The following is a 21,493-nucleotide window of genomic DNA, read 5'->3' as shown; positions in this document are numbered from 1 at the left end:
GAGGACATTTAAATCAGGAGTGCTCACCATGTCAGCCGACGACACGACAACCATGAGTCAAAAAGGGCGGGATCTTGCCCTCATTTTCACACTCACCAATTCAGCTGTCAATCAGGCGCTTGTGCAGGAGATGTATATGAAGACCTTCGGCCTTTCGCCCGAACAGACGGAGGCACATGTAGCGGATCTCCGGAAGCAGATATTCGCCGATGTGTGCACGACCCTCGCGAAGTATGGTGACCTCGATGTTTCAAGCTTGCTCCAATTACTTGAGACGTCGGGTGATGAGAAGGGGACAACAAAGTCGAAAAGTGAATAGTAAGTCTTGAACCGTGAACCGAACAACTTGAAACCTGGAACCACAAACCCAGAACGCGAAACTCAAAACCCTAGGTTCTTCCCAGCAATTTCTCCTTAATAGCCACGTTATACCGCGTATCCCGCCGATTGCCATGGCATTCGCGATCAAAGAGACCGTTCAAAGTTTCCTCGATTCCATTCTCGATTTCGTCTATCCACCGCTCTGCATTTCGTGCGGACGGTTGCTGGAATCGGGCCGGGAGCATGTTTGTCCCGACTGCTGGTCGGCGATCAAACCTGCCACGCGTGAGTTGTCCCTCTTCCGGGAAACCAGGAACAAGCTCATCTCGTCTGGAGAAGTTGATGATCTCGTATCCCTTTTCATTTTCGAAAAGGAGGGACCGTTTCAGAAGATCGCTCATGCCCTCAAGTATTCAGGTGTCCAGGAATTGGGACTTGAGCTTGGCGGGCTGCTCGGAGTTCGTATCCGGGATGAGGAAATCTGTGCGGACATACTCGTCCCTGTACCTTTGCACAAGCGGAAAACTCGCGAGAGAGGGTTCAATCAGGCTTTGCTCATTGGTCGCGGTGTCTCTGAAGTGTTGGGGATCCCTGTCCGGTCAGATCTGGTGTTGCGGAAGAGGTGGACCGAGACTCAAACCACACTCTCGAAAGAAGAGCGAAAAGAGAACGTGGAGAATGCATTCCAGTGCGGAAGGGCAGACCTGAAGGGAAAGCTCGTGATCGTGATCGACGATGTCATTACGACAGGGGCCACCATTGAGTCTGTTGCGAAGGCCCTGAAGGCATCCGGCGCGATGCGTGTCATCGCCGCATCCGCGGCTCTCGCACAGTAGAATTGGCAGGATTCCCGGGCGTGGAAGTGAGTCTCTTGACAATGGACTGTGAATGAGTAAATTAGTATTGAGCTACTTTCCTTCAGGGGGTCTCTCATGAAGAAGCACGCACGTTCATTCTCACTTGGATTCTTGATCGTATTCCTGCCGACTACCCTTCTTTCGCAATCGGAATCGACGCCCCCTGCCGCGAAGGTTCCGACCGGAAGCATCAACATCAACAATCTCTGGCTCAAGATCCGGAATGATGGAATCATCGGTTACGATTCAGCCAAAGGGACTGGCTTGAGCTATCCGTACCAGAACGGAAACCTCCTCTACAGTGACGATTTGATCTGGGTTGGGAAAGTCAGGGACGGCAAATTGCCAGAGCTGCGTACCGGGGGTGGAATCTGGCAGACGGGAGTGCGTCCGGGGAGCATCCTCGGCAAAGGTATGGCGGAAGATTACAACTCCGAGGGAGCCCGCGTCTATCGCTATCGGCCCGATTATCAGTCCGCCGACCTAACATACGATGTCGCGGCGTCGAACGGAATCGATGTTTCTAAAGTGACCCCTGAGATGATTGCCGCTCTTCGGAAGAGCTACGAAAAGGACGTGACCGAATGGCCCTGGCAAAAGGGGGCGCCGTTCATAGACCAGAATCGGAATGGCGTACTGGACGGAGGAGAAAAACCAGGCCTCCAGGGTGCGGGTCAGATCGCCTGGTTTTCGTATAACGATCTTGACGAAGCACGATGCAAATCTTTCGCCGGTGATCCTTCAATTGGTGTTGAAGTGCAGGTCACTCTTTGGGCGTACAAAGGGACTCCCAATCTCGACGATGTGATATTCAAACGATACCGCCTGGCATACAAAGGGACATCCACAGCCGCTCCGGGTTCGTCGATTGATAGCATGTATATCACGCAATGGGCCGACGCGGAAATCGGCACCGATCCGAACGATCTGGGCGGATGTGATTCGACATTGAATTTGGGCTACGTCTTCAATAATACTGTCGAACCCGACCCGGTGTACCGAAGTCTCGGCGGTGCCAATCCTGCCATTGGTTACACGCTTCTCCAGGGTCCGCTCATCGCAGGCAAGCCGAGCGACTATGGCTTATTCGATTTTGAGATCCGGCAGGGCAAGAAGAATCTCGCGATGACTTCATTCCTGCTGAACGCTGTAGGCGATCCGATCGGCGAGCCTCAGTACACTAAGCGTACGTTCTGGTACTGGAACGTTGCGAGAGGGTTCAATCCGTGGCCGGATAGCTATCCCAGCGTGACCCCCTGGACAGATCCGAACCATCAAACAACAAAATTCATGTGTTCGGGCGATCCCATTTCGAAAACCGGTTGGATCGACGGGTTGGGCATGATGTATGGCAATGCGCTTTCAGCGACAGAAAGCTACAGGCGTTTCATGCTGAGTTCCGGCCCCTTCACGATGGCATTGGGCGATGTGCAGGAGGTGGTCATCGCAATGATCGCCAGTGCCGCGCCAACAGGCGTCGAAAACGTTACCTGGTTGAGAAACAGGGCGAAATACCTGCGAGCTATCTATCCCAACCTGGAAGGGTATGTTACCGGATTCGTGACAGGGATTTCTGGGAATTCGAATGTCCCACAGGAATTTGCCCTCGAGCAAAACTATCCCAACCCCTTCAATCCTACCACGCAAATCAGATTCACAATCCCGCACGAGGGACAAGTGAAACTCTCAGTCTTTGATCTCCTCGGACGGGAAGCCAAGGTTCTCTATCAAGGTTTTCTCCCTTCCGGATTGCATACCGTTGCGTGGGATGGTCGCAATGCCTCTGGCGAAGCCGCGCCGAGCGGTGTGTACTTCTACAAATTAACACGAGGCGATCGACACGGTATTCGAAAGATGATTTTGATTCGTTGATCTGCACCCCGTTGTGATTTTCACCCCCGTTTTCGCCGCGAGGTCCTGAGAAGAGTTCGCGGCGTCCGCATGGCTTCGATGTCATCACCGCATGCCGCCTGGTGCTTGCCGCTTCGCGCTTCCCTGCGTACCGACGCCCCGAAGGACAATGAAAAATATTCGACAGAGAAAGAACAGCCTTCGCCTGATCGGATTCGATTATTCACAATGCGGTTCCTATTTCGTAACGATGTGTACGAAGGATCGGGAATCCTTGTTTGGCACGATAGAGAATGGATTTATGCGATTGACTGAAGCGGGAAGAATTGCTTCAGAGTGCTGGAGGCAGATCCCAGAACATTTTGGGAATGCAAGGTTAGATGAGTTCATAGTGATGCCGGATCATTTGCATGGGATCATTGTAATTGCCGATCGAACGAAATCGATCAGAGGGTTTGTTCACGGCGGGGCGATTCAAGAATCGCCCCGACTGGAGCGAAACGATCCAGCGTGTCGTCGAAGAATGCTCTTGCCAATGATCATCGGGCGATTCAAACAAAACACAGCAAAACAGATCAACATTCTGCGCGGCACACCGGGCATCCCGGTCTGGCAACGCGGCTACCACGACCACATTGTCCGGGACGAGAATTCTCTCTACAGAACCCGTCAGTACATCATTGCGAATCCGCGCCGTTCAAGCTCAAACTAGGCCTTTGTCTCTCGTCAACGGTCTTGGATCCCCCGGAGACCCCATTTCTTGACTATCACCCCATTTTTCGGTAATTTTTCAAGCCTCTTTGAGGCATTTTCCACCACGCGAACGATAAGTTTCTAACTTCTTTTGGAGGTATCTATGGCAGTCAAAGTTGGTATTAACGGCTTTGGGCGAATTGGACGTCAAGTGCTCAAGGCAATCCGGGACAAATACCCGAATACGCTTGAGGTCGTGGCGATCAACGACATTGGCGATCTCAAGACGATGGCTCATCTGTTGAAATACGATTCAAACTACGGCCGTTTCAATGGCAAGGTCGAAGTCGGTGAAGGTACTCTCATTATTGATGGGAAGACCGTGAAGGTCTTCAAAGAGACAGATCCTGCCAATCTTCCCTGGCGAGAGCTCGGTGTCGACATTGTCATCGAAGGCACCGGTTTGTTCACCATCAAGAAAGATGGCGTGAACAAGAAAGGCAAGACCGTCAAGGGTGCTGAAAATCACATCACCAAGGGGGGAGCAAAGAAGGTCATCATTACCGCTCCGGCAGAAGGCGAAGACATCACGATCGTTATCGGTGTCAACGATTCGAACTACGATCCCGCCAACCACCACGTGGTTTCCAACGCTTCCTGCACAACCAACTGTCTTGCACCTGCAGCAAAGGTGGTGCACGACAAGTGGAAGATCCTCCGGGGATTCATGACCACGGTCCACGCCTACACGAACGATCAGAAGATCCTCGACCTGCCGCACAGCGACCTCCGCCGTGCGCGCGCTGCGGCAATGAGCATCATTCCGACGACGACTGGCGCCGCAAAGGCCGTCTCGCTGGTCATCCCAGATTTGAAGGGAAAGATTGACGGATACGCGCTCCGGGTGCCGACCTCAACCGTGTCGGTAGTAGATCTTACGGCTCAGTTGTCAACGTCAATCTCGACCGAAGAACTGCGTCAGGCATTCCGCGATGCGGCAGCAGGTCCGATGAAGGGGATACTGGCTGCTGTGGATGAACCGCTTGTCAGCATCGACTTCAAGGGGGATCCGCACAGCTCATCTGTGGATCTGCCGTTCACGACAGTTCTGGGGAAAGAGAAGAACGATTTCGTGAAGATCGTGACGTGGTATGACAATGAGTGGGGATACTCGGTTCGCACCGCCGATCTCGCCAACATGATGGCGTCCAAACTCTAATTCTCCTCCTGCACACCGGTTGATCGGGAGCTCAGCTCCCGATCAGCGTTGAGGAGCATGTCACTTTTTGTGTCTTACAGGAAGGTTGATTATGAACAAGAAGACGGTCCGCGACGTTGACCTTCGGGGCAAGCGCGTACTGATGCGGGTTGATTTCAATGTGCCGCTGAAAAACGGCGTGATTCAAGACGACATCCGTATGCGAGCCGCGTTGCCAACGATCAACTATGTTCTCGAACAGAAACCAAAGTATCTCGTACTCATGTCGCATCTGGGGGATCCCAAGAAGGATGCGCAGAAGGCGAAAGAAAAAGCAGAAAAAGACGGCAAGCCCTTCGACGAAGCAAAGTACATCGAGGGGAAGCACAAGATGAAACCGGTAGCAGAGCATTTGGCCGAGCTTCTTCATTGCCCCGTCAAGCTGGCGCCAGCGGCAATCGGCCCGGATGCGAAGGCGGTGGTGGATGGATTGAAAGAGGGAGAAGTCGTGATGCTGGAGAATACGCGCTTCCACAAGGCGGAAACGTCAAAGGAGGCAGCAGATCGTGAAGGGATGGCGAAAGAGCTGGCGTCGTACGGTGATGTCTATGTGAACGATGCGTTCGGCACGGCTCATCGTCCCCATGCGTCAACGGAGACGGTCGCGCATTACCTGCCTGCCGTTGCGGGGTTCCTGATGGAAAAAGAGCTGGACTACCTCGGGAAGGCCATCGAGAATCCGGCGAAACCGTATGTTGCCGTGCTGGGCGGTGCCAAGATCTCCGGCAAAATCGATGTACTCCAGAACCTCATGGGTAAATGTGATGCGCTCCTGATCGGGGGCGGAATGATGTTCACTTTTTACAAAGCACAGGGAATGGAAATCGGGAAATCATTGTTAGAAGAGGACAAGATCGAGCTTGCAAAGAAGATCCTCTCTGATGCCAAAGCGAAAAACGTGAAGCTGCTCTTGCCCGTGGACACGGTCATTGCCGACAAATTTGAGAACGATGCGGCGACGAAAGTCGTGCCGGTGAATGCAATTCCGGCTGGCTGGGCGGGAGTCGACATAGGACCAGAGACTATCAGGATATTTTCTGAAGAGATCCGCAAGGCAAAGACAGTTGTCTGGAACGGCCCGATGGGTGTGTTCGAAATGTCGAACTTTGCCGCTGGCACGAACGCCATTGCCCACGCGATGGCGGACGCGACGAAAGGGGGAGCTGTCACGATCGTGGGTGGCGGCGACTCTGCATCGGCGATAGCGAAAGCAGGATTGGAAAAGCAGGTTTCTCACGTTTCGACCGGAGGGGGAGCTTCTCTCGAATTTCTCGAGGGGAAAGTGCTGCCTGGCGTGGCGGCGTTGAATGCCAAGTCGTGAATCCTGCAACACTGAGGTCCTTGTAACGTGAGTGTGGGGAGAGGGTCCGTCCCTCTTTCTCACACTCGCCCGTTTCAGGTCTGACCGAATCGGTCAGAGAAATCATCAGTCATCTCATTCAAATGTGAGTATGTATGGCATCCTATCCCGGACAAGGGAACTACTATAGACCAGCGATGTTCGGCGGATTTCAGTTCTTTCCGCCGGTTATCAAATGGTTGTTGATTACCAATGCGGCGGTCTATGTTCTGATCGGCATGGGGGGCAGGATGTTCACGCTCGATATGATGCCCCTTGAGATCGTCTTCAATTACTACCTCGGTCTGATGCCGCTTGGCCACGGGTTCTATCCCTGGCAGCTTCTGACCTACCAGTTCATGCACGCGAACTTCACGCACCTGCTCTACAACATGTTCGGTTTGTGGATGTTCGGCATGGAAGTAGAGCATGTATGGGGGTCACGCAAGTTCCTCGGATTCTACCTCCTCTGCGGAGTCGCCGCCGGAATCTCGCAGCTCATCCTCGCTCCGTTGCTCGAGCCGTCTTCTGTCGTCAGCATAACCGGAGTTGGTATCCCGACCGTCGGTGCGTCAGGAGCGGTCTATGCGGTCCTGGTGGCTTTTGGAATGATGTTCCCCGACCGTTATATCTACCTGTATTTTCTCCTGCCGGTCAAGGCGAAGTATTTCATCTTCGGCCTCATCGCCCTGGGCGTCTTCTCCATCGGCAGTCAGAGTGCTGTAGCGAACCTCGCACACCTGGGAGGTGCTGCTGCGGGTTTCGTGTACGTCATTTATCTTTCGCGACGATTCCCGTTCCAGGACACCGTCGAGCGGCTTGGCTGGTGGCTGAACTCGCGGCGGTCCAAGCATAAAGAAGAAACGTATCAGGAAACCGTCGAGGCAAAAGTGTTCGATATCAATGAACGTCCCAGGACGGAACAGGAACTCAATCAAATGAAAATCGACGAGATCCTGGACAAGATAAGCCGTGGCGGGTATCAGAGCCTGACGGAAGAAGAGAAGAAGATCTTGTTTGAAGCGAGCAAGAAACTCAATTGAAGAGCATCGGGACACTATGACAATCGAGACCCCGGAACTTGGCGTCAGCCAACAGTCGGCGCACCATGAAACCTACAAAGTGGGAGTGCGCAGGAAAACGCGTTCGGTTCTTGTCGGCGGCGTGAAAATCGGCGGTGATGCCCCGATCTCCGTGCAGACGATGACAAAGACAAAGACGGATGACATCCCTGGCACCGTGGCGCAAATCTGCACTGCGGCCGAAGCCGGCGTGGACATTGTGCGTGTGACGGTGAACGACAAAGAGGCCGCCGATGCGATGAAGGAAATTGTGCGGCAGTCGCCTGTGCCGATCGTGGCTGATATTCATTTCAATCATGTCTTCGCCCTCAAGGCGGTGGAGGCGGGCGTTGCGAAGGTCCGCCTGAATCCCGGCAACATCGGTTCCAAGGACAGGATCCGCCAGGTGCTCACGGCATGCAAAGACAAGGGCATTCCGATCCGCATCGGCGTCAACTCCGGTTCGCTCGAGGAAGATATTTTGCAAAAGCATGGGTACCCGACGCCGGAAGCTCTGTACGAAAGCGCGATGCGGCACGTCGGAATCTGTGACGAGTTTGATTTCAAGGACGTCGTGATTTCGGTGAAGTCGACAGACGTCAAGCTGATGATCGAGGCATATCGTCTCGTCGCTCAGCGGACCGACATCCCACTCCACCTTGGCGTGACGGAAGCCGGAACGACCCGCGTGGGAACGATCAAGTCCGCAGTTGGTATAGGGGCGCTCCTCTCTGAGGGGATTGGCGACACGATTCGTGTTTCCTTGACCGATGATCCCGTCAAGGAAGTTGAAGTGGGGAAGGAGATTCTGCGTTCGTTGAGTCTCGCCAGCCGCAGCCTTGAGTTGATCGCCTGCCCGACATGCGGGCGGCTCGAGGTTGATCTCTTTGGTATAATGGCTCAGCTCGAAGAAAAGCTTGCAGGCGTGAAGAAACCGGTCAAGATCGCCGTCCTCGGTTGCGTTGTCAACGGCCCGGGCGAAGCGAGTGAGGCCGATATTGGAGTTGCAGCCGGCAAAGGTGTCGCAATACTGTATCGCAAAGGCGAAGTGGTGAGACGCGTGAAGGAGGAGGAGATCGTGAGCGCCGTGATGGAGGAAGTTGAGCGCTTTCAGCCTGAGGTCTAGCCATTGAGCGCTCGCGATGCAAAAAAGAATTTAGATGTGAAGAGAATCGAAGGGCCGGATCAATCATCCGGCTTTTTTATGAATCATGCCGACCCCTGTATCTAACTTCTGACCCGAGCCATGCTGGATCTTCTCACTCTCAAAGACTTTGAACCCCCCATGGGGGATACCGCCACCCGCCAGAACGTCTCGAGCTGCAGAGCCATCTGGACTTCACCTCTCGAAGGAGAAGAAGACGCTCCTCTCCAGAGAATTATCCATGCCCGCGTACTCCAGCTTCATGCTCCCGCTCGTGTAGGACGTCTCGGCGTCCGCAAATCCGCCGGCTATCACAAATGCGGAAGCCGGCAGGATCTTGACTGGGTCACTGCGCTGCGCGTCCTGGCGTGGACGGGGACAGAATGGTCTGTTCTTCTCTCGGAGAGCACGATCCCTTCTCCGACCGACAAAATACTCTGGTTCAATCTCGGCAACGTTGAGACCAGTGCGATCATCATCGAGGTCAGGAGATGCGGCATCGACAATTGGTGGACGTCATGGAATCTGGCGTCGGGCGCTTTCATCCTCGAAGGTGAATACCCAGGCACAACAGCGCCGAGGAAAGAGAAACTCCTCGCGCTTGAACATCTTGACATTGCGGGAGTCCCCCCAACGGTTGCTGCATCAAGCGATGCCGGAGAGGTACGGTACCGCTCGCGGTTTCTTGATGTCGGATTCCGTCTTAATCGGGCGGGATTCTCTCATCTCTCGGTCGACGAAGAGGGACAAGGAAGAACTGGCGCGAACGTCCTCAAGCTACAGCCTGGTTCATTCTATCAAGGAGCGCAGTTGTCAGAAGTTGGCGCCGTCCCTGTCGCTGCCACTGTCCTGCGCCACGACGTCGAAGGAAGCACACGTGTTGAAGGTAACCGTGTCTCATACGATTTGAATTTCAAAACCGCAGGTCAGCGCTATGTGCTGAGATGGACGGTCGAAGAGGATCGACTGCGTCTCCATGCCGAACGGATCAGTGATCGTACAATCCGTGCGTGGCGGAGCTGCGCGTGGATGATCGGCATCAATAGTCTCGCTTCAGCTGCGCACGTTCTGGGGAAATCGATTCGGAAGGGGGAGACTGGGGTCATGGAGCTTCCGGCGCTGCTTCACCTGCCGCGCTTCGGCACGCTGAACGTGACGGCCTCAGGCAGCGACACACTGTGGCGTTCTGATTCTGAGCGCCCGTTGAACATGACCACCAGCGAGTTGAAACTCGGCGAAGTTCTCCAGCCTGAGGGAGACTATCTCCTGCCTGCCGGTCACTTCGTTGCAGATATTGAGATGACGGTCGGCCCCGTCTTCACTCCGCTGTCCGAAGGAACTCCTCAAAGTGTCGACCAGGCAGTGAAGCGCTGCTCGCTCACGGCGCTGACATATCGCGCTGACACCGGCACCCTGAGCAACAATGGTAATTCCATCCACTGTCCTATTTGCATGGACAATTGGTCTGCGATCACGACGAAGATGGATCCCATACTTCCGAATCTCCGGCCTGTCGATTTGCTCCGAGATTCACTGGAACGATGGCTCGACGGAGGCCCCGGGTACGCCAGCGGACCTTTGCTCCAGGACGGGAAAGTCCATGAAGCTGAAGACGAATATCTGATGACGGGAACGGCAGGACTGCTCGGTCTCGCAGATTACTTGCAGCATAGCGGCACTGTGGAGTGGGTGAGCCGGTATCGGTCGCAGATCCAAAAGAAACTCAAACAGATGAGAGCCCGGGATCTCGACAAAGACGGCCTTATCGAAAGCAAGTACCGGACGGGAGTCAGCGGCACCGGACAGTGGAGCACAACCTGGATGGATGTTATTTCATTCGGCTGGAAGGACTCCTGGACAAACGCTCTCTTGTATCCTGCTCTTACGAAGCTCGCAACCGTCCTGCCGGCACTCCGTCACCCCGATCTCGCGGAAGGCTTGTCAGCGTGGGCTTCGCTTCTCCGCAAGAACTACCGGTTGACGTTTTTCAACCAGAAGACGGGCTGGCTCGCGGGTTGGAGATGCGCGGAAGACAAACTGCACGACTATGGTTTCCTCGCGGTGAACGGAGCCGCTGTGTGTGGTGGACTTCTTGATGAAATCGATGCTCAGAGCGTCATCGAGAATCTCTGGCATGAAACAAGGCGGGTGAGAATGCCGAATCCCCGTTTCGGCCTGCCCATCAGTCTCTGGCCGATCCCGGATGAAGATCTCGCTGACATCATGCAGGGCTACCCTCACGGTTTCTATGGCAACGGTGCCTGCACACACTCTCAGTCCCGCCATTTTGTCGATGCCCTCTACGTTGTTGGAATGGCAAAAGAGGCGGATTACCTTTTGGAGCACTTGTGCAGCAGCCTCGCGGACGGATTGGTATACGGGGCGTGTAAGTCCGGACTCGACGCCCGGTACTGGGACGGATGGCCGTGCGGGTATGAAGGATTGCTGACCGATCAGTTCGGCATCCTGGCGTCGGCGTTCAAGCGATACGGAAAAAAGTGAAGTGCGTGTGGTACCATCGGTAGCCCAATCAGAGAGGACATCGAGCATGGCAGCTTCCATCATCCCGTCGAACAGACTTAAGAAAGCCCTTCGTGAGGGGAAATCTGCGATCGGCACTATGATTGTCGAGATCAGACAGCCTTCGGTCATGCAGATGCTGGCGAATGCAGGTCTCGATTTTGTCATCATCGACAATGAGCACGGCACATTCAACATAGAAACCGTCTGCGATCTCAGCCGGGCAGCGAGACAGGTTGGGGTGACTCCGGTTGTCCGTGTTCCCGAGTGGTCCTATGCGCATATCGTGCAGCCGCTTGATGCAGGAGCGCAGGCGATCATGGCGCCCCGCGTAACCGAACCAGGTCAGGTCAGGGAGATCCTGCAGATGATGAAGTATCCTCCGCTCGGCCGGCGGGGAAGCGTCGTTGCGCGAGGTCATACCGATTTGAAATCGGGATCGATTGTCGACACCATGAAGGATGCGAACGAGGAATCGATGCTCGTCGTGCAGATAGAGACCAAGCAGGCTCTGGATCGCATGGACGAGATCCTGAGTATTCCGGGAGTGGACGTCGCCCTTGTCGGTCCGACAGATCTCTCCGTTGCTTTGGGGATCGCGGGAAAGATGACTGACCCCGTGCTCGTCTCAGCAATCAGCGCGGTGATAGACTCGTGCAAGCGTCATAACGTCTATCCCGCAATCCACATGAATGATCTCACGCTCGCTTCTCATTGGGCAACGAAGGGTATGCGACTCGTGAGTTTCAATTCCGAGGTTGGCATGTTGACAAACGCTTTGGGGGGTGCTGTCGCAACACTCGGCTCGGCGATGGGGAGAGGATAGCCGCTCCCCAGGTGTTCTCCGAAGGTTCAGCGTTCGGAGAGGATTCACGTCCAAGATTGCCGTTGTGGAGATTTGCCGGTAGGTGAACTCACAGACAGCACTAAGAAGCGTAAGAAACCATGAACCCCGACGCCATACGCGAATACAGCTTGAACAAAAAAGGAAAGATCACGGAGGGATTTCCGTTCGGGGAAGGAGTGCTCGTATTCAAGGTTGAAGGAAAGATATTCCTGCTGATGAACCTGGACGAGCACCCGGTGACGATGAACCTGAAGTGTGAACCCGGGCTGGCTCTGGATCTGCGGGAAAGGTATGAAGCGGTCCGCCCAGGCTACCACATGAACAAAACGCATTGGAATACCATTGTCCTCGATGGATCCATCCCGCTGAAGGAACTGAGGACGATGATCGATCACTCCTACGAGCAAATCGTGAGGGGAATGAAGAAGTCGCTACGGGAAAAACTTCTCCCGGAGGACCGCCGCGAGCCTGAACAGAAGGACCTTCCTCCCGCTATCCGAGAACGCGAACGAACTCGGCGACCGAGGTAAGCCCCACCGACACCTTCTCCGCCGCATCTGATCGGATATTAATGAACCCGGAGTCTGACGCTTCCTGCCTCATTTTCACGATCGAAGCCTGCTGCAGGATAAGATCGCGAAATTGCAAGCTAATCGAAATAACCTCGCTGATCACCGTTCTTCCCTGGAAGCCCGTTCCGCCGCAGTTCTCGCATCCCTTTCCTTCGCAGAAGAAGTGTTCGGAACCTTGTGCCAGGAAAGGTCTCACCTGGGCCAACTCCTCCTCTTTGGGTTTTGCCTCTTGCTTGCAGTCCGGGCAGATCTTTCGTATGAGTTGCTGGTAGACGATTCCCGAAATCGTCGAAGAAAGCCAGAAGGGCTGTATGCCGAGGTGGAGCAAACGAGGGATCACACCCAGCGCATCGGTCGAGAGCATAGTACTCAGCACGAGGTTACCTGTCAGCGCTGCCTCGGCTGCAACAATTCCGGTTTCAGCGTCCCGGATTTCCCCGATCAGGATCACATTGGGATTCTGACGGAGAATCGCGCGAAGGGCATCCGCGAACCCGAACGAACGGTCTGCGGGGAGCTGAACCTGGCTGGCGAACGGGAGGCGGTACTCCACAGGATCTTCGACCGTGATGACACATTTCTCTGGCGTCTCTACCGCGTTCGCTCCGGCGTACACCGACGTTGTTTTCCCGCTCCCGCTTGGTCCGGTAAAGAGGATGAGGCCTTTGGGCGAGAGGAGGATCTGGTGGATTTGTTCCAGGGCGTGTTTGCTGTATCCGAGTTCTTCCAGGCGCGAGATGCGCTGAGTTTTTCTCAGCAAGCGAACTTCGGCCCGCTCTCCGCTCAGCACCGGGATGAGGCTGACGCGGAAATCGTAAGGCTCGCCCTGATACGTGGAAGAGAATCGTCCTTCCTGCGGTTTCTTCTTTTCAAACTGGTTGAGTGTCGCACGTGTCTTGAGAATGCTGAGGATGCTCTCCGTCATGTCGGGCGGGAGTGAAACCAGTCTCTTGAGAATACCTTCATGGCCAAGCCTGATGCGCATTTCCCCCTCGATCGGCTCGAAGTGGATATCCGTCGCTCCGATTTTTGTCGCCCTCTGGAAGACCTCCTCGACAATAAATTCAGAAGTAGGGAGTTTGCCTGCGCGAAACAGATCGCGGATCTTGTCTCTTGATAGAGTGCCCACGTCGATTTGCTCAAGTGCCACGCGAGGATGAACGGGTGGCCCTTGTTGCGGATTCGCTGGCGGTGGAAGGGGCATATGCGTTCCTTGGAATTGGGAGGAAGTTGCTCTGCTTCCAAAGGTACTTCAGAGTCTTGACTAGGTCAAGGTCGATATTCTGTGCACGACGGCCCGTTTGATGCGTATATGAGAAAACAAAAAGACCGGATCATCCGATCCGGTCTTCGTGCAATGAAGGTCGAAAGACGAGACTACCAGATTTTCGGTCGGACAATCTCAGGCCGGACCATCGAGCTCCCAACGGCACATCCGAATGCCTCGTAGAATGCGGGGATATTCGAGAGAGGTCCAATTGTTCTGAACCGCGCCGGGGAGTGAGGATCAGTACGCACCTGGAGCCGGAGAGCTTCGGGAGTGCTGTTCGTACGCCAGATCTGCGCCCATGCCAGGAAGAAGCGCTGCTGCGGCGTAAACCCGTCAATCAGTTGTTTCGGCTTGCCGGCGAGAGTCTTCTGCAACGCGGTGTAGGCGATCGAGAGCCCCGCGAAGTCGCCGATGTTCTCTCCCAGCGTCAGTTTCCCGTTGACATGGAGCGAATCGATCGCGACGTAGTCGTCGAATTGTTTCACGACGAGTGCTGTCCGCTCCTCGAACTTTGTTCGCGTCTCGCGTGTCCACCACATTTTGAGGTTGCCGTCCGCATCGTACTTGCTCCCCTGATCGTCAAAACCATGAGATATCTCATGTCCGATCACGGCACCCATGCCGCCATAGTTTACAGCGTCATCAGCATCCGGGTTGAAGAACGGAGGTTGCAGAATGCCCGCGGGAAAAACGATTTCGTTCCTCGTTGCATTGTAGTACGCATTGACGGTGGGAGGCGTCATGCCCCATTCAGTCGGATCGACCGGCTTGCCGATCTTTGCCATGTTGAACCGGAAATTGAATTGCGCCGCGCGGCGCAGGTTGCCGAGATACGAGGCACGATCGACGGAAAGCCCAGAGTAGTCCCGCCACTTGTCCGGATAGCCGATCTTGACGTTAAAGGTGGAGAGCTTCTTCAGTGCAGCGGCCCTGGTGATCTCATCCATCCAATCGAGTGCCTGGAGATGCTCTCTCATCGACGCAAGCAGGTTATTCACCATCTCCATTGCGCGAACTTTGGCCTGGGGACCAAATGTGCGTGCGACATAGAGCTCGCCGAGCGCTTCACCCATAGTGCCATTGACCACCTGGCTGATGCGCTTCCAGCGTGGCTGAAGTTCCTTCGTGCCTGTGAGAATCATTCCGTTGAAGCGGAAACTCTCTTTGACGAACGGCGAACTGAGGGCGTTTGCCGCGGCACTGACGAGCCGCCATCGCAGGTATGTTTTCCAATCGTTCAATGGCACGTCCGTGAGCATGGCGTTGACTTCTTTGAAGAAGGGGGGCTGTCCGACAATGACGTCCCCGGGAGTTGGCAGACCAACTGCAGTGAAGAACTGATTCCAATGAAATCCCGGTGCCATGGTATCTAACTGCCCCGGTGACATCTTGTTGTAGTTCTTCTCCGGGTCACGGCGTTCGACCCTCGTAAACGATGCTTTCGCGATTCGGGTCTCAAAGGCAAGAACCGCTTTCGCTCCCGCCGCTGCGTCACTTTCTTCATCGCCGAGCAATCTGAACATCGCGCGGATATGAGCCGCGTAGTCTTCTCTGTTCTGCTTCAGTTTCGGATCGTCAGAAACGTAGTAGTCACGGTCCGGCATTCCAAGTCCCCCCTGGGCAACCTGCGCGACCACCCGCGTGCTGTTCTTCTGGTCCTGGTTTGCGAAGAGCCCGAAGACTCCCCCGACCCCGTTGAGGTGGAACCAGGACAGCTCTTCCTGCACGCCGGCCATGTTTTTGATTGATGCAATTCGTTTGAGATCCGCCTCGATCGGTTTCCAGCCCAACGACTCGATCGTCGATGTATCCATCCCTGTGAAATAGAAATCGCCGATCTTCTGACCATTGGTCCCTTGTGGTGCTGCCGCATTGCGTGCGGCTTCTTCGAGTATGGCTCTCAATACGAGCGTGTTTCTCTCCGCGAGGATTTGAAAGCTCCCCCACCGGCTGAACTCGGGGGGTATCGGATTGCGCGCAAGCCATGCCCCGCTCGCGTAGCGATAGAAATCTGAACACGGTTGAACAGAGAGGTCCATAGTCGTCGGGTCGAAAGCAGGAACCTTCTCGGTTCCCTGCTGAGCCACCAGGACCATGAATGGCATGATGAATAACAGCGTGACAGTAGCGACGCGCTTCATAGTATGTGATCTCCGTATGGGTTGAGGAATGGTACGCAGCGTGTGTGCGAATCTAGCTCGACTTATGATGAGAGGCAAGCAGAAAACTGCCGGCCGGTGTCCCAGAAGGGCAGTAGGGCATTCCAAGGGGGCGAGTAGATGGCTCAATTCACGCGATTGATATTTAGGCAATGTCTGTTATATTTGTATGGTTTCTATTATTACAGATCAGCAAACAGAAAGGATTGATTCCGATGAAGAGATGGCTTGTGGCTCTTGTGTCCCTTGTAGTGGGAGTTCTTTTGTTCGTGCCTGGATGTTCCAAGAAATCATCGTCCCAGTCTGGTGATGTTGCGCTCACAAAAGAGTCGCCGGAGAGCACCGCCGGTGGCATCGTCTGGTCCTATCCGAGCAAATGGACGAAGGCCGGTCCGCGTGCGATGCGCGTGGTCACGTACACAATCCCGGCCGCTCAGGGTGATGCGGAAGCCGGCGAATGTGCGGTTTCGTTTTTCCCATCTGGAGCCGGAGGAGACATTGAGAGCAACATTCAGCGGTGGAGTGGTCAATTTGAGAACGCGCCCGCGCCGATGAAGAAGGACGAGGAAGTGAACGGGATGAAGATCGCGAAAGTCGTCATCTCGGGCAACTATCTCGCACCGTCGGGGCCGATGATGGAGTCGCAGGGAAAGAAGGAGAACTTCCGGCTGTTTGGAGCGATCATCGAGGCTCCTGAGGGAAAGGTGTTCTTCAAGTTTACGGGACCAGCGAAGACCGTGGAAGGAGCAGGGACTGAATTTGACGCCCTTATCGCGTCCATTGCAAAGAAATAGTGCACCGTTCGTTTCATTGAGTTTCACAAAAGGCGTCGATGAGACGCCTTTCGTGTTTTCTGGAAAGCTGTGTCACACCAATGAGACTCCGAGGTTTTCCAATTACTGAGAACATTTTCAATCGTCAGTCTCACGAAGGGTGCAGTGGTGTCTCCACGGTTGAGGTTCTTTGACATCGGTAGACCGAAGGTTGACAATCGGCTATGATTGTGATACTTTGACACCGTTTTGGAGTATCATCTCAAGGAGAACGAAATGCCAGCAAGCACGCTCAGCGAAGCTCAGCAATGTCCGATGCTCATCGGTGGGGAGTGGAAATCCCGATCCGAAACAATCAGCGTCCGGAATCCATACGACGACCGGCTTGTCGCTGAGGTTCCCGCGGGGACTGTCGAGGATGTCCGGGCAGCCATTGAGGCCGCGGCCGTCGCGCTTCAAAGTCCATTTCATGTCCATCACCGGTACGACGTTCTCATGAAGGCGGCGTCTCTCGTCGAAGAGAAGCAGGAATCGTATGCACGGACAATAGCGCTCGAAGGAAGCAAGACAATCCGTGAAGCGCGGCGCGAACCGGTGAGGACAGCGAACCTCCTGAGGCTTTCAGCGGAAGAGGGGCGAAGGTTGACCGGAGAAACCCTCCCGTTTGAGAGTCGTGTTGGATCGGAGAACCGGACCGGATACTACTTCCGTTTTCCGGTCGGTATCATCGCGGCCATTACGCCCTTCAACGATCCTCTCGCTATGGCCGGTCACAACATCGGACCTGCGATCGCAGCGGGAAATGCCATCATTCTGAAGCCAAGCGCGCGCACGCCTCTATCGGTATTGATGCTGGCGAAGGACCTCGTCGACGCCGGGCTGCCAAAGGGGCGATTGAGTGTCATCACCGGTCACGGTGCAGCGATCGGAGAATCGATGGTGAGCGATCAGCGGGTCCGTCTCGTAACATTCACCGGAGGGGTCGAAACCGGCCGTCAGGTGAGCCGCTGGTTGGGAATAAAAAAAGTACTGATGGAGCTCGGTTCCAACTCACCGGTCATTGTCATGGCCGATGCCGGGCTCGAAAAGGCCGTCCGTGCGATCTCTGCCGGCGCGTTTGCTCAGGCCGGGGAGAACTGTATAGGAGTTCAGCGTGTTTATGTACACGACGATGTGTATGACAAGTTCAGGGAAGGGATGGTCGCCCGGGTGAAAGGTCTGAAGGCAGGGTCCTCGATGGATGAGACTGTTGACGTCTGTGCGATGATTTCCACCGGGGAGGCTGAGCGTGTTGAAGCCTGGATTCAGGACGCTGTGCTGCGAGGGGCCAAGGTCCTCGTCGGGGGGAAACGGGATGGGGCTGTCGTGTGGCCGACGGTTCTGGAAGGAGTCTCTGCGGAAGCGAAACTCAGCTGCGATGAAGTGTACGGGCCTGTCGTATCCTTGTATCGGTTTTCCTCCCTCGATGAAGCCATTCGTCTCGCGAACCAATCCGAGTATGGTTTGCACGCGGCGATTTTCACCGAGCGCATCGACAATGCGTTCAAGGCCATCCACGGTCTCCAGTGCGGAGCGGTCATGGTCAATGACTCCACCGACTACCGGCTTGACGTGATGCCGTTCGGCGGAACCAAACTGAGCGGTGTAGGACGACAGGGGATCTGGAGCATGATCCAGGAGATGACGGAGACCCGGGTCGTGTGCTTCAACCTGTAGACTTGCCCGGGCGTTCCAGTAATCGCTCAGATGGTCTGTTTCAACTATCTTTTCACAAGCAGAGTGCTGAGAGCATGCAGATTTTTTTCTACGAGGCTTTTGAAGACGAAGCAGATACGCTCAAGGCGCTGCTGGGTGACGAGTTCACGTACGGTTTTGCTCCCGAAACCATCGCCGAGGCCGGTCATCGAAATCCCCCTGCCAGATTGATCAGTATCCGGACTCAGTCTTCCGTTCCGTTGGAGTGGACCGACCACCTCGACGGGGTCCTCAGCCGGAGCACGGGGTACGACCATCTCATCACGTACTCGTCGCAAATCCAACACCGGCTGCCGCTGGGTTTCCTGGAAGAGTATGCTACGCGTGCTGTGGCAGAACATGCGGTGATGCTGGCCATGGCGCTCTTGAGAAAACTCCCGCAACAGATGCGCCAATTCCCGGTATTTAATCGCGAGGGTCTCACGGGATCTGAGTGCGCAGGCAAGAACGTCCTCGTCGTCGGAGTTGGGCGCATTGGCAGCGAAATTGTGAGAGTGGCGAAAGGGCTTGGGTTCATCGTCAAGGGGGTCGACATCGTACCGGACAAGTCCGATGTAGAGTACGTTTCAAGAGAAGAGGGAATCCGCTGGGGAGACGTCATCATCTGCGCAATGAATCTGACGGAAGAAAACAGGGGGTATTTCAATTACGAGCTGCTGAGCCGAGCTCCGAAAGGGAGCATCTTCATCAATATCGCCCGGGGTGAATTGTCCCCACTGGGAGATGTGGAGCGACTCCTCGCTGACGCGAGCATCGCCGGGCTTGGGCTGGATGTGTTCGAGGATGAAGGGTTGCTCGGTGCTGCTCTGCGCAATCCCGGGAAAACCACCTCACCTCTGACCTCACAAGTCAATCGGCTGCTCGCCTTTCCAAACGTCATCCTCACTCCACACAACGCATTCAATTCAGCGGAGGCATTGCGTGGGAAATCTGCCTTGACGGTGCAACAAGTCAGGTTTTTTCTGAAGAACAAGGATTTTCTCTGGAAAATCTGAGAGCGAAACTTCCCGAAAGCTCCTGCTGACGCACATGAGCCTCCGGAAGGATCATCGTCCTATCGGGGGAGCCACGCCCTGATCTGTCGTGCGACCCGCTCCGCGGCGGGAGGATCCAGATTCGAAAGCACAGCGATGACATATCCCGGCCGGGGTTCCCACTCGAGTGCCGAATTCATGCCGGGTGCTCCGCCGGCGATGCCTAGTCCCTGCTCAGCGTCGAGAGCAGGGATGGTTCCATTCTCGAGGGCGTTGATGAACAGCAACAAGTCGTCGGCCGTCGAGTATCCGCCGCCGGCTGAGCTTCCCCTCGCTGGAAGAGTACTATAGTTCGTTCTCCAACCCTGTTTCTCTCCGTCTCTCGTATATCCTTTCGCTCTGTTCGGAACTTCCCTGTCCTTCTCGTATGAATCCGTGTTCGACATTCCCGCCGGTATGAAAATATTCTCTCTCACGAACGAGTAGTAGTCGGTGCCAGAGACCTTCTCGATGATCGCACCGAGGACGACGTATCCTCCGTTAGAGTACCTGTTGGCGGTTCCCGGCTCAAACTCAAGCTGTTTGTCCGCGAAGAGGGGGAGATAATCGTTGATGGATCGTATGTTCTCCTTCGGTGCAGCCATATATCGGTCTCCGAAGAAATCTCCGATGCCCGATTGCATGCTCAAGAGATGCTGGATTGTCACTTTCTCGGCAGCTTCCTTGTTTGGATAGTCCGGAAGAAACTTCTTGATCGGGTCGCTCAAGCTCAGCTTCCCCTGTGCAGCAAGCTGGTGAATGGCAGTTTTCGTAAACCGTTTGTTCATAGAGCCAACATTGAATTTTGTGTCGGTCCGATTCGGCACATTGCCGTCTCGGTCGGCGAAGCCGTACGCTTTCTTGAAGAGCTCTTTGGCGCGTTTCGCGATCAGCACAACTCCGGAAAATGCGTCAGCGTTTGACAGACTGTCCAGGAACAAATGTGTCGCTTCTACTACCTCTGCGTCGTTTGCTTTCCTTCCTGCAGAGGATCCATCGTCGTCTGATTCCCCTAGATCCTGCACTCTGATCCCGAGAAGCCCGTACGGCGATTGGGATTCGAACTCAAAGTCGAGTTGCACGGTTGCCCCGCTTTTCGCCGTTGCAAGGATCGTGACTGAATGAGAAGTGCTGCTCAAGACCCTTTTAAGATTGAGCGATCCCAGCCGTTCCTTCATTTCGGAAAAGCGCGAAAGGCGCTGCTCGACCGGCACATCTGCCAGGCTGGTTCGGGCAGTCCGCTCCTCGAAGAATGAGCGCATCTGGCCCTGATCGGGTGCGTTGAATGCTCCCAGGTATGCCTTCACATGCTTGCCAACAGGAGTCTCGGGAAGGCCCGCCTGCGGTTGGCCAACGGCGCAGGAGAACAGAAGGGTGATGAGAATCGTGAGGCTCAGGGAGGTTTTCATCTATACTCCGAAATACGTGAAAGTGGAGAGACTCTCAGTTTGACGAATCGTGACCGTCGGTGTTCCGGCCAGCCGGCAAGAATGCCATGACTCACAACTGGAGCGGCATACTGTAGGGGAATGTGAACCAGCCCTGATTCAGATAGTACCCGTACCACACGAGCTTGTCAACGAGAATCACGAGAACGAGTCCGATTCGGATTCTCCGGGTGGTTGCATCACTCTGGCTGGTCCCTCAGGCAAGCAGCGCTGCAAGAATCGGTATAAGCCCGATGATGACGAGGTGAGGGAGGCTGAAGAGCTGGAATTGTGAGGACACATCTCATCCCGGGGACACGGGCGTCCTTCCGAAGGCGGGGGTGCGTTCCAGTCCTTCGGAAGGACGTGCGCTTCTTATAAGTTGAAGTAGAGTTTATATTCGAACGGGTGCGGCATCGTGCCGATGGATTTGATTTCCACCTGCTTGATTCTTACCCACTGGTCGATGAGCTCGTCGGAAAAGATCCCATCTCTCCGCAGGAACTCATTGTCCGCAGCAAGCGCGTCGAGCGCTTCCGCGAGATTGCGGGGGAGAAACCGGATGTGGTCCCGGTCCATCTCGTCCACGTTGCTTCCGATCGGGCCGAACCCTTCCTTCACAGGATCGATCTT

General features: G+C 55.0%; 18 protein-coding genes. 14 read left to right on the top strand and 4 right to left on the bottom strand.

The window, feature by feature from the left end; genetic code table 11:
• Positions 1-28 precede the first annotated feature (28 nt).
• The 11 genes from NTU47_09560 (at position 29) to NTU47_09510 (ending at position 12,421) form a co-directional block, all read left to right on the top strand.
• Positions 29-319, top strand: a complete 291-nt coding sequence (locus NTU47_09560; protein MCX6134045.1) for a hypothetical protein — start codon at positions 29-31, stop codon at positions 317-319.
• Positions 320-452: 133 nt separating this feature from the next.
• A complete protein-coding gene (locus NTU47_09555; protein ID MCX6134044.1) occupies positions 453-1,157 on the top strand; it encodes a ComF family protein in 705 nt (234 codons plus the stop codon).
• Positions 1,158-1,253: 96 nt separating this feature from the next.
• On the top strand, positions 1,254-3,050 hold the full coding sequence (locus NTU47_09550; protein ID MCX6134043.1) for a T9SS type A sorting domain-containing protein: 1,797 nt from the start codon (positions 1,254-1,256) through the stop codon (positions 3,048-3,050).
• A 508-nt stretch (positions 3,051-3,558) separates the two neighbouring features.
• Entirely contained in the window at positions 3,559-3,741 is a 183-nt protein-coding gene (locus tag NTU47_09545; protein ID MCX6134042.1) for a hypothetical protein, read from the top strand.
• Positions 3,742-3,885: 144 nt separating this feature from the next.
• Positions 3,886-4,941 carry a type I glyceraldehyde-3-phosphate dehydrogenase gene (gene gap, locus NTU47_09540; GenBank protein MCX6134041.1) on the top strand — a complete coding sequence of 352 codons (1,056 nt, stop codon included), beginning with the start codon at positions 3,886-3,888 and terminating at the stop codon, positions 4,939-4,941.
• 91 nt (positions 4,942-5,032) lie between these two features.
• Complete coding sequence (locus tag NTU47_09535; GenBank protein ID MCX6134040.1) at positions 5,033-6,301, top strand: phosphoglycerate kinase; 1,269 nt, start codon at positions 5,033-5,035, stop codon at positions 6,299-6,301.
• A 134-nt stretch (positions 6,302-6,435) separates the two neighbouring features.
• Positions 6,436-7,362: a rhomboid family intramembrane serine protease gene (locus tag NTU47_09530; GenBank protein MCX6134039.1), complete on the top strand. Its 927-nt coding sequence runs from the start codon at positions 6,436-6,438 to the stop codon at positions 7,360-7,362.
• A gap of 16 nt (positions 7,363-7,378) precedes the next feature.
• A complete protein-coding gene (gene ispG / locus NTU47_09525) occupies positions 7,379-8,506 on the top strand; it encodes a flavodoxin-dependent (E)-4-hydroxy-3-methylbut-2-enyl-diphosphate synthase (protein MCX6134038.1) in 1,128 nt (375 codons plus the stop codon).
• 120 nt (positions 8,507-8,626) lie between these two features.
• Complete coding sequence (locus NTU47_09520) at positions 8,627-11,026, top strand: hypothetical protein (protein MCX6134037.1); 2,400 nt, start codon at positions 8,627-8,629, stop codon at positions 11,024-11,026.
• A 46-nt stretch (positions 11,027-11,072) separates the two neighbouring features.
• Positions 11,073-11,870, top strand: coding sequence for an aldolase/citrate lyase family protein (locus tag NTU47_09515; GenBank protein ID MCX6134036.1), 798 nt, complete (start codon positions 11,073-11,075; stop codon positions 11,868-11,870).
• Positions 11,871-11,989: 119 nt separating this feature from the next.
• On the top strand, positions 11,990-12,421 hold the full coding sequence (locus tag NTU47_09510) for an MmcQ/YjbR family DNA-binding protein (GenBank protein MCX6134035.1): 432 nt from the start codon (positions 11,990-11,992) through the stop codon (positions 12,419-12,421).
• Here the strand turns inward: NTU47_09510 and NTU47_09505 are convergent.
• Both NTU47_09505 and NTU47_09500 read right to left on the bottom strand, forming a co-directional pair.
• A complete protein-coding gene (locus tag NTU47_09505) occupies positions 12,384-13,667 on the bottom strand; it encodes a GspE/PulE family protein (protein ID MCX6134034.1) in 1,284 nt (427 codons plus the stop codon). The genes NTU47_09510 and NTU47_09505 overlap by 38 nt on opposite strands.
• 173 nt (positions 13,668-13,840) lie before the next feature.
• Positions 13,841-15,874, bottom strand: coding sequence for a M13 family metallopeptidase (locus NTU47_09500; GenBank protein ID MCX6134033.1), 2,034 nt, complete (start codon positions 15,872-15,874; stop codon positions 13,841-13,843).
• A 233-nt stretch (positions 15,875-16,107) separates the two neighbouring features.
• Between NTU47_09500 and NTU47_09495 the strand changes: the two genes are divergently transcribed.
• From NTU47_09495 to NTU47_09485, 3 genes are all read left to right on the top strand, one after another.
• Positions 16,108-16,686, top strand: a complete 579-nt coding sequence (locus tag NTU47_09495) for a hypothetical protein (GenBank protein MCX6134032.1) — start codon at positions 16,108-16,110, stop codon at positions 16,684-16,686.
• A 255-nt stretch (positions 16,687-16,941) separates the two neighbouring features.
• The gene (locus NTU47_09490; GenBank protein ID MCX6134031.1) at positions 16,942-18,381 is read left to right on the top strand and encodes an aldehyde dehydrogenase family protein; all 1,440 of its coding nucleotides are present in this window, start codon (positions 16,942-16,944) and stop codon (positions 18,379-18,381) included.
• A 74-nt stretch (positions 18,382-18,455) separates the two neighbouring features.
• Positions 18,456-19,415: a hypothetical protein gene (locus tag NTU47_09485; protein MCX6134030.1), complete on the top strand. Its 960-nt coding sequence runs from the start codon at positions 18,456-18,458 to the stop codon at positions 19,413-19,415.
• Positions 19,416-19,474: 59 nt separating this feature from the next.
• On the opposite strand, the gene NTU47_09480 is transcribed toward NTU47_09485, so the two are convergent.
• Entirely contained in the window at positions 19,475-20,842 is a 1,368-nt protein-coding gene (locus NTU47_09480; protein MCX6134029.1) for a serine hydrolase, read from the bottom strand.
• 393 nt (positions 20,843-21,235) lie between these two features.
• Positions 21,236-21,493: type I glutamate--ammonia ligase (locus NTU47_09475; protein MCX6134028.1), on the bottom strand; the 258-nt coding region annotated here is incomplete at its 5' end.

Source organism: Ignavibacteriales bacterium (assembly GCA_026390595.1).
Taxonomy (GTDB): Bacteria; Bacteroidota; Ignavibacteria; order UBA10030; family UBA10030; genus UBA9647.
The sequence above is the reverse complement of the archived record's forward strand: the minus strand, read 5'-3'. Positions and strand labels throughout refer to the sequence as shown.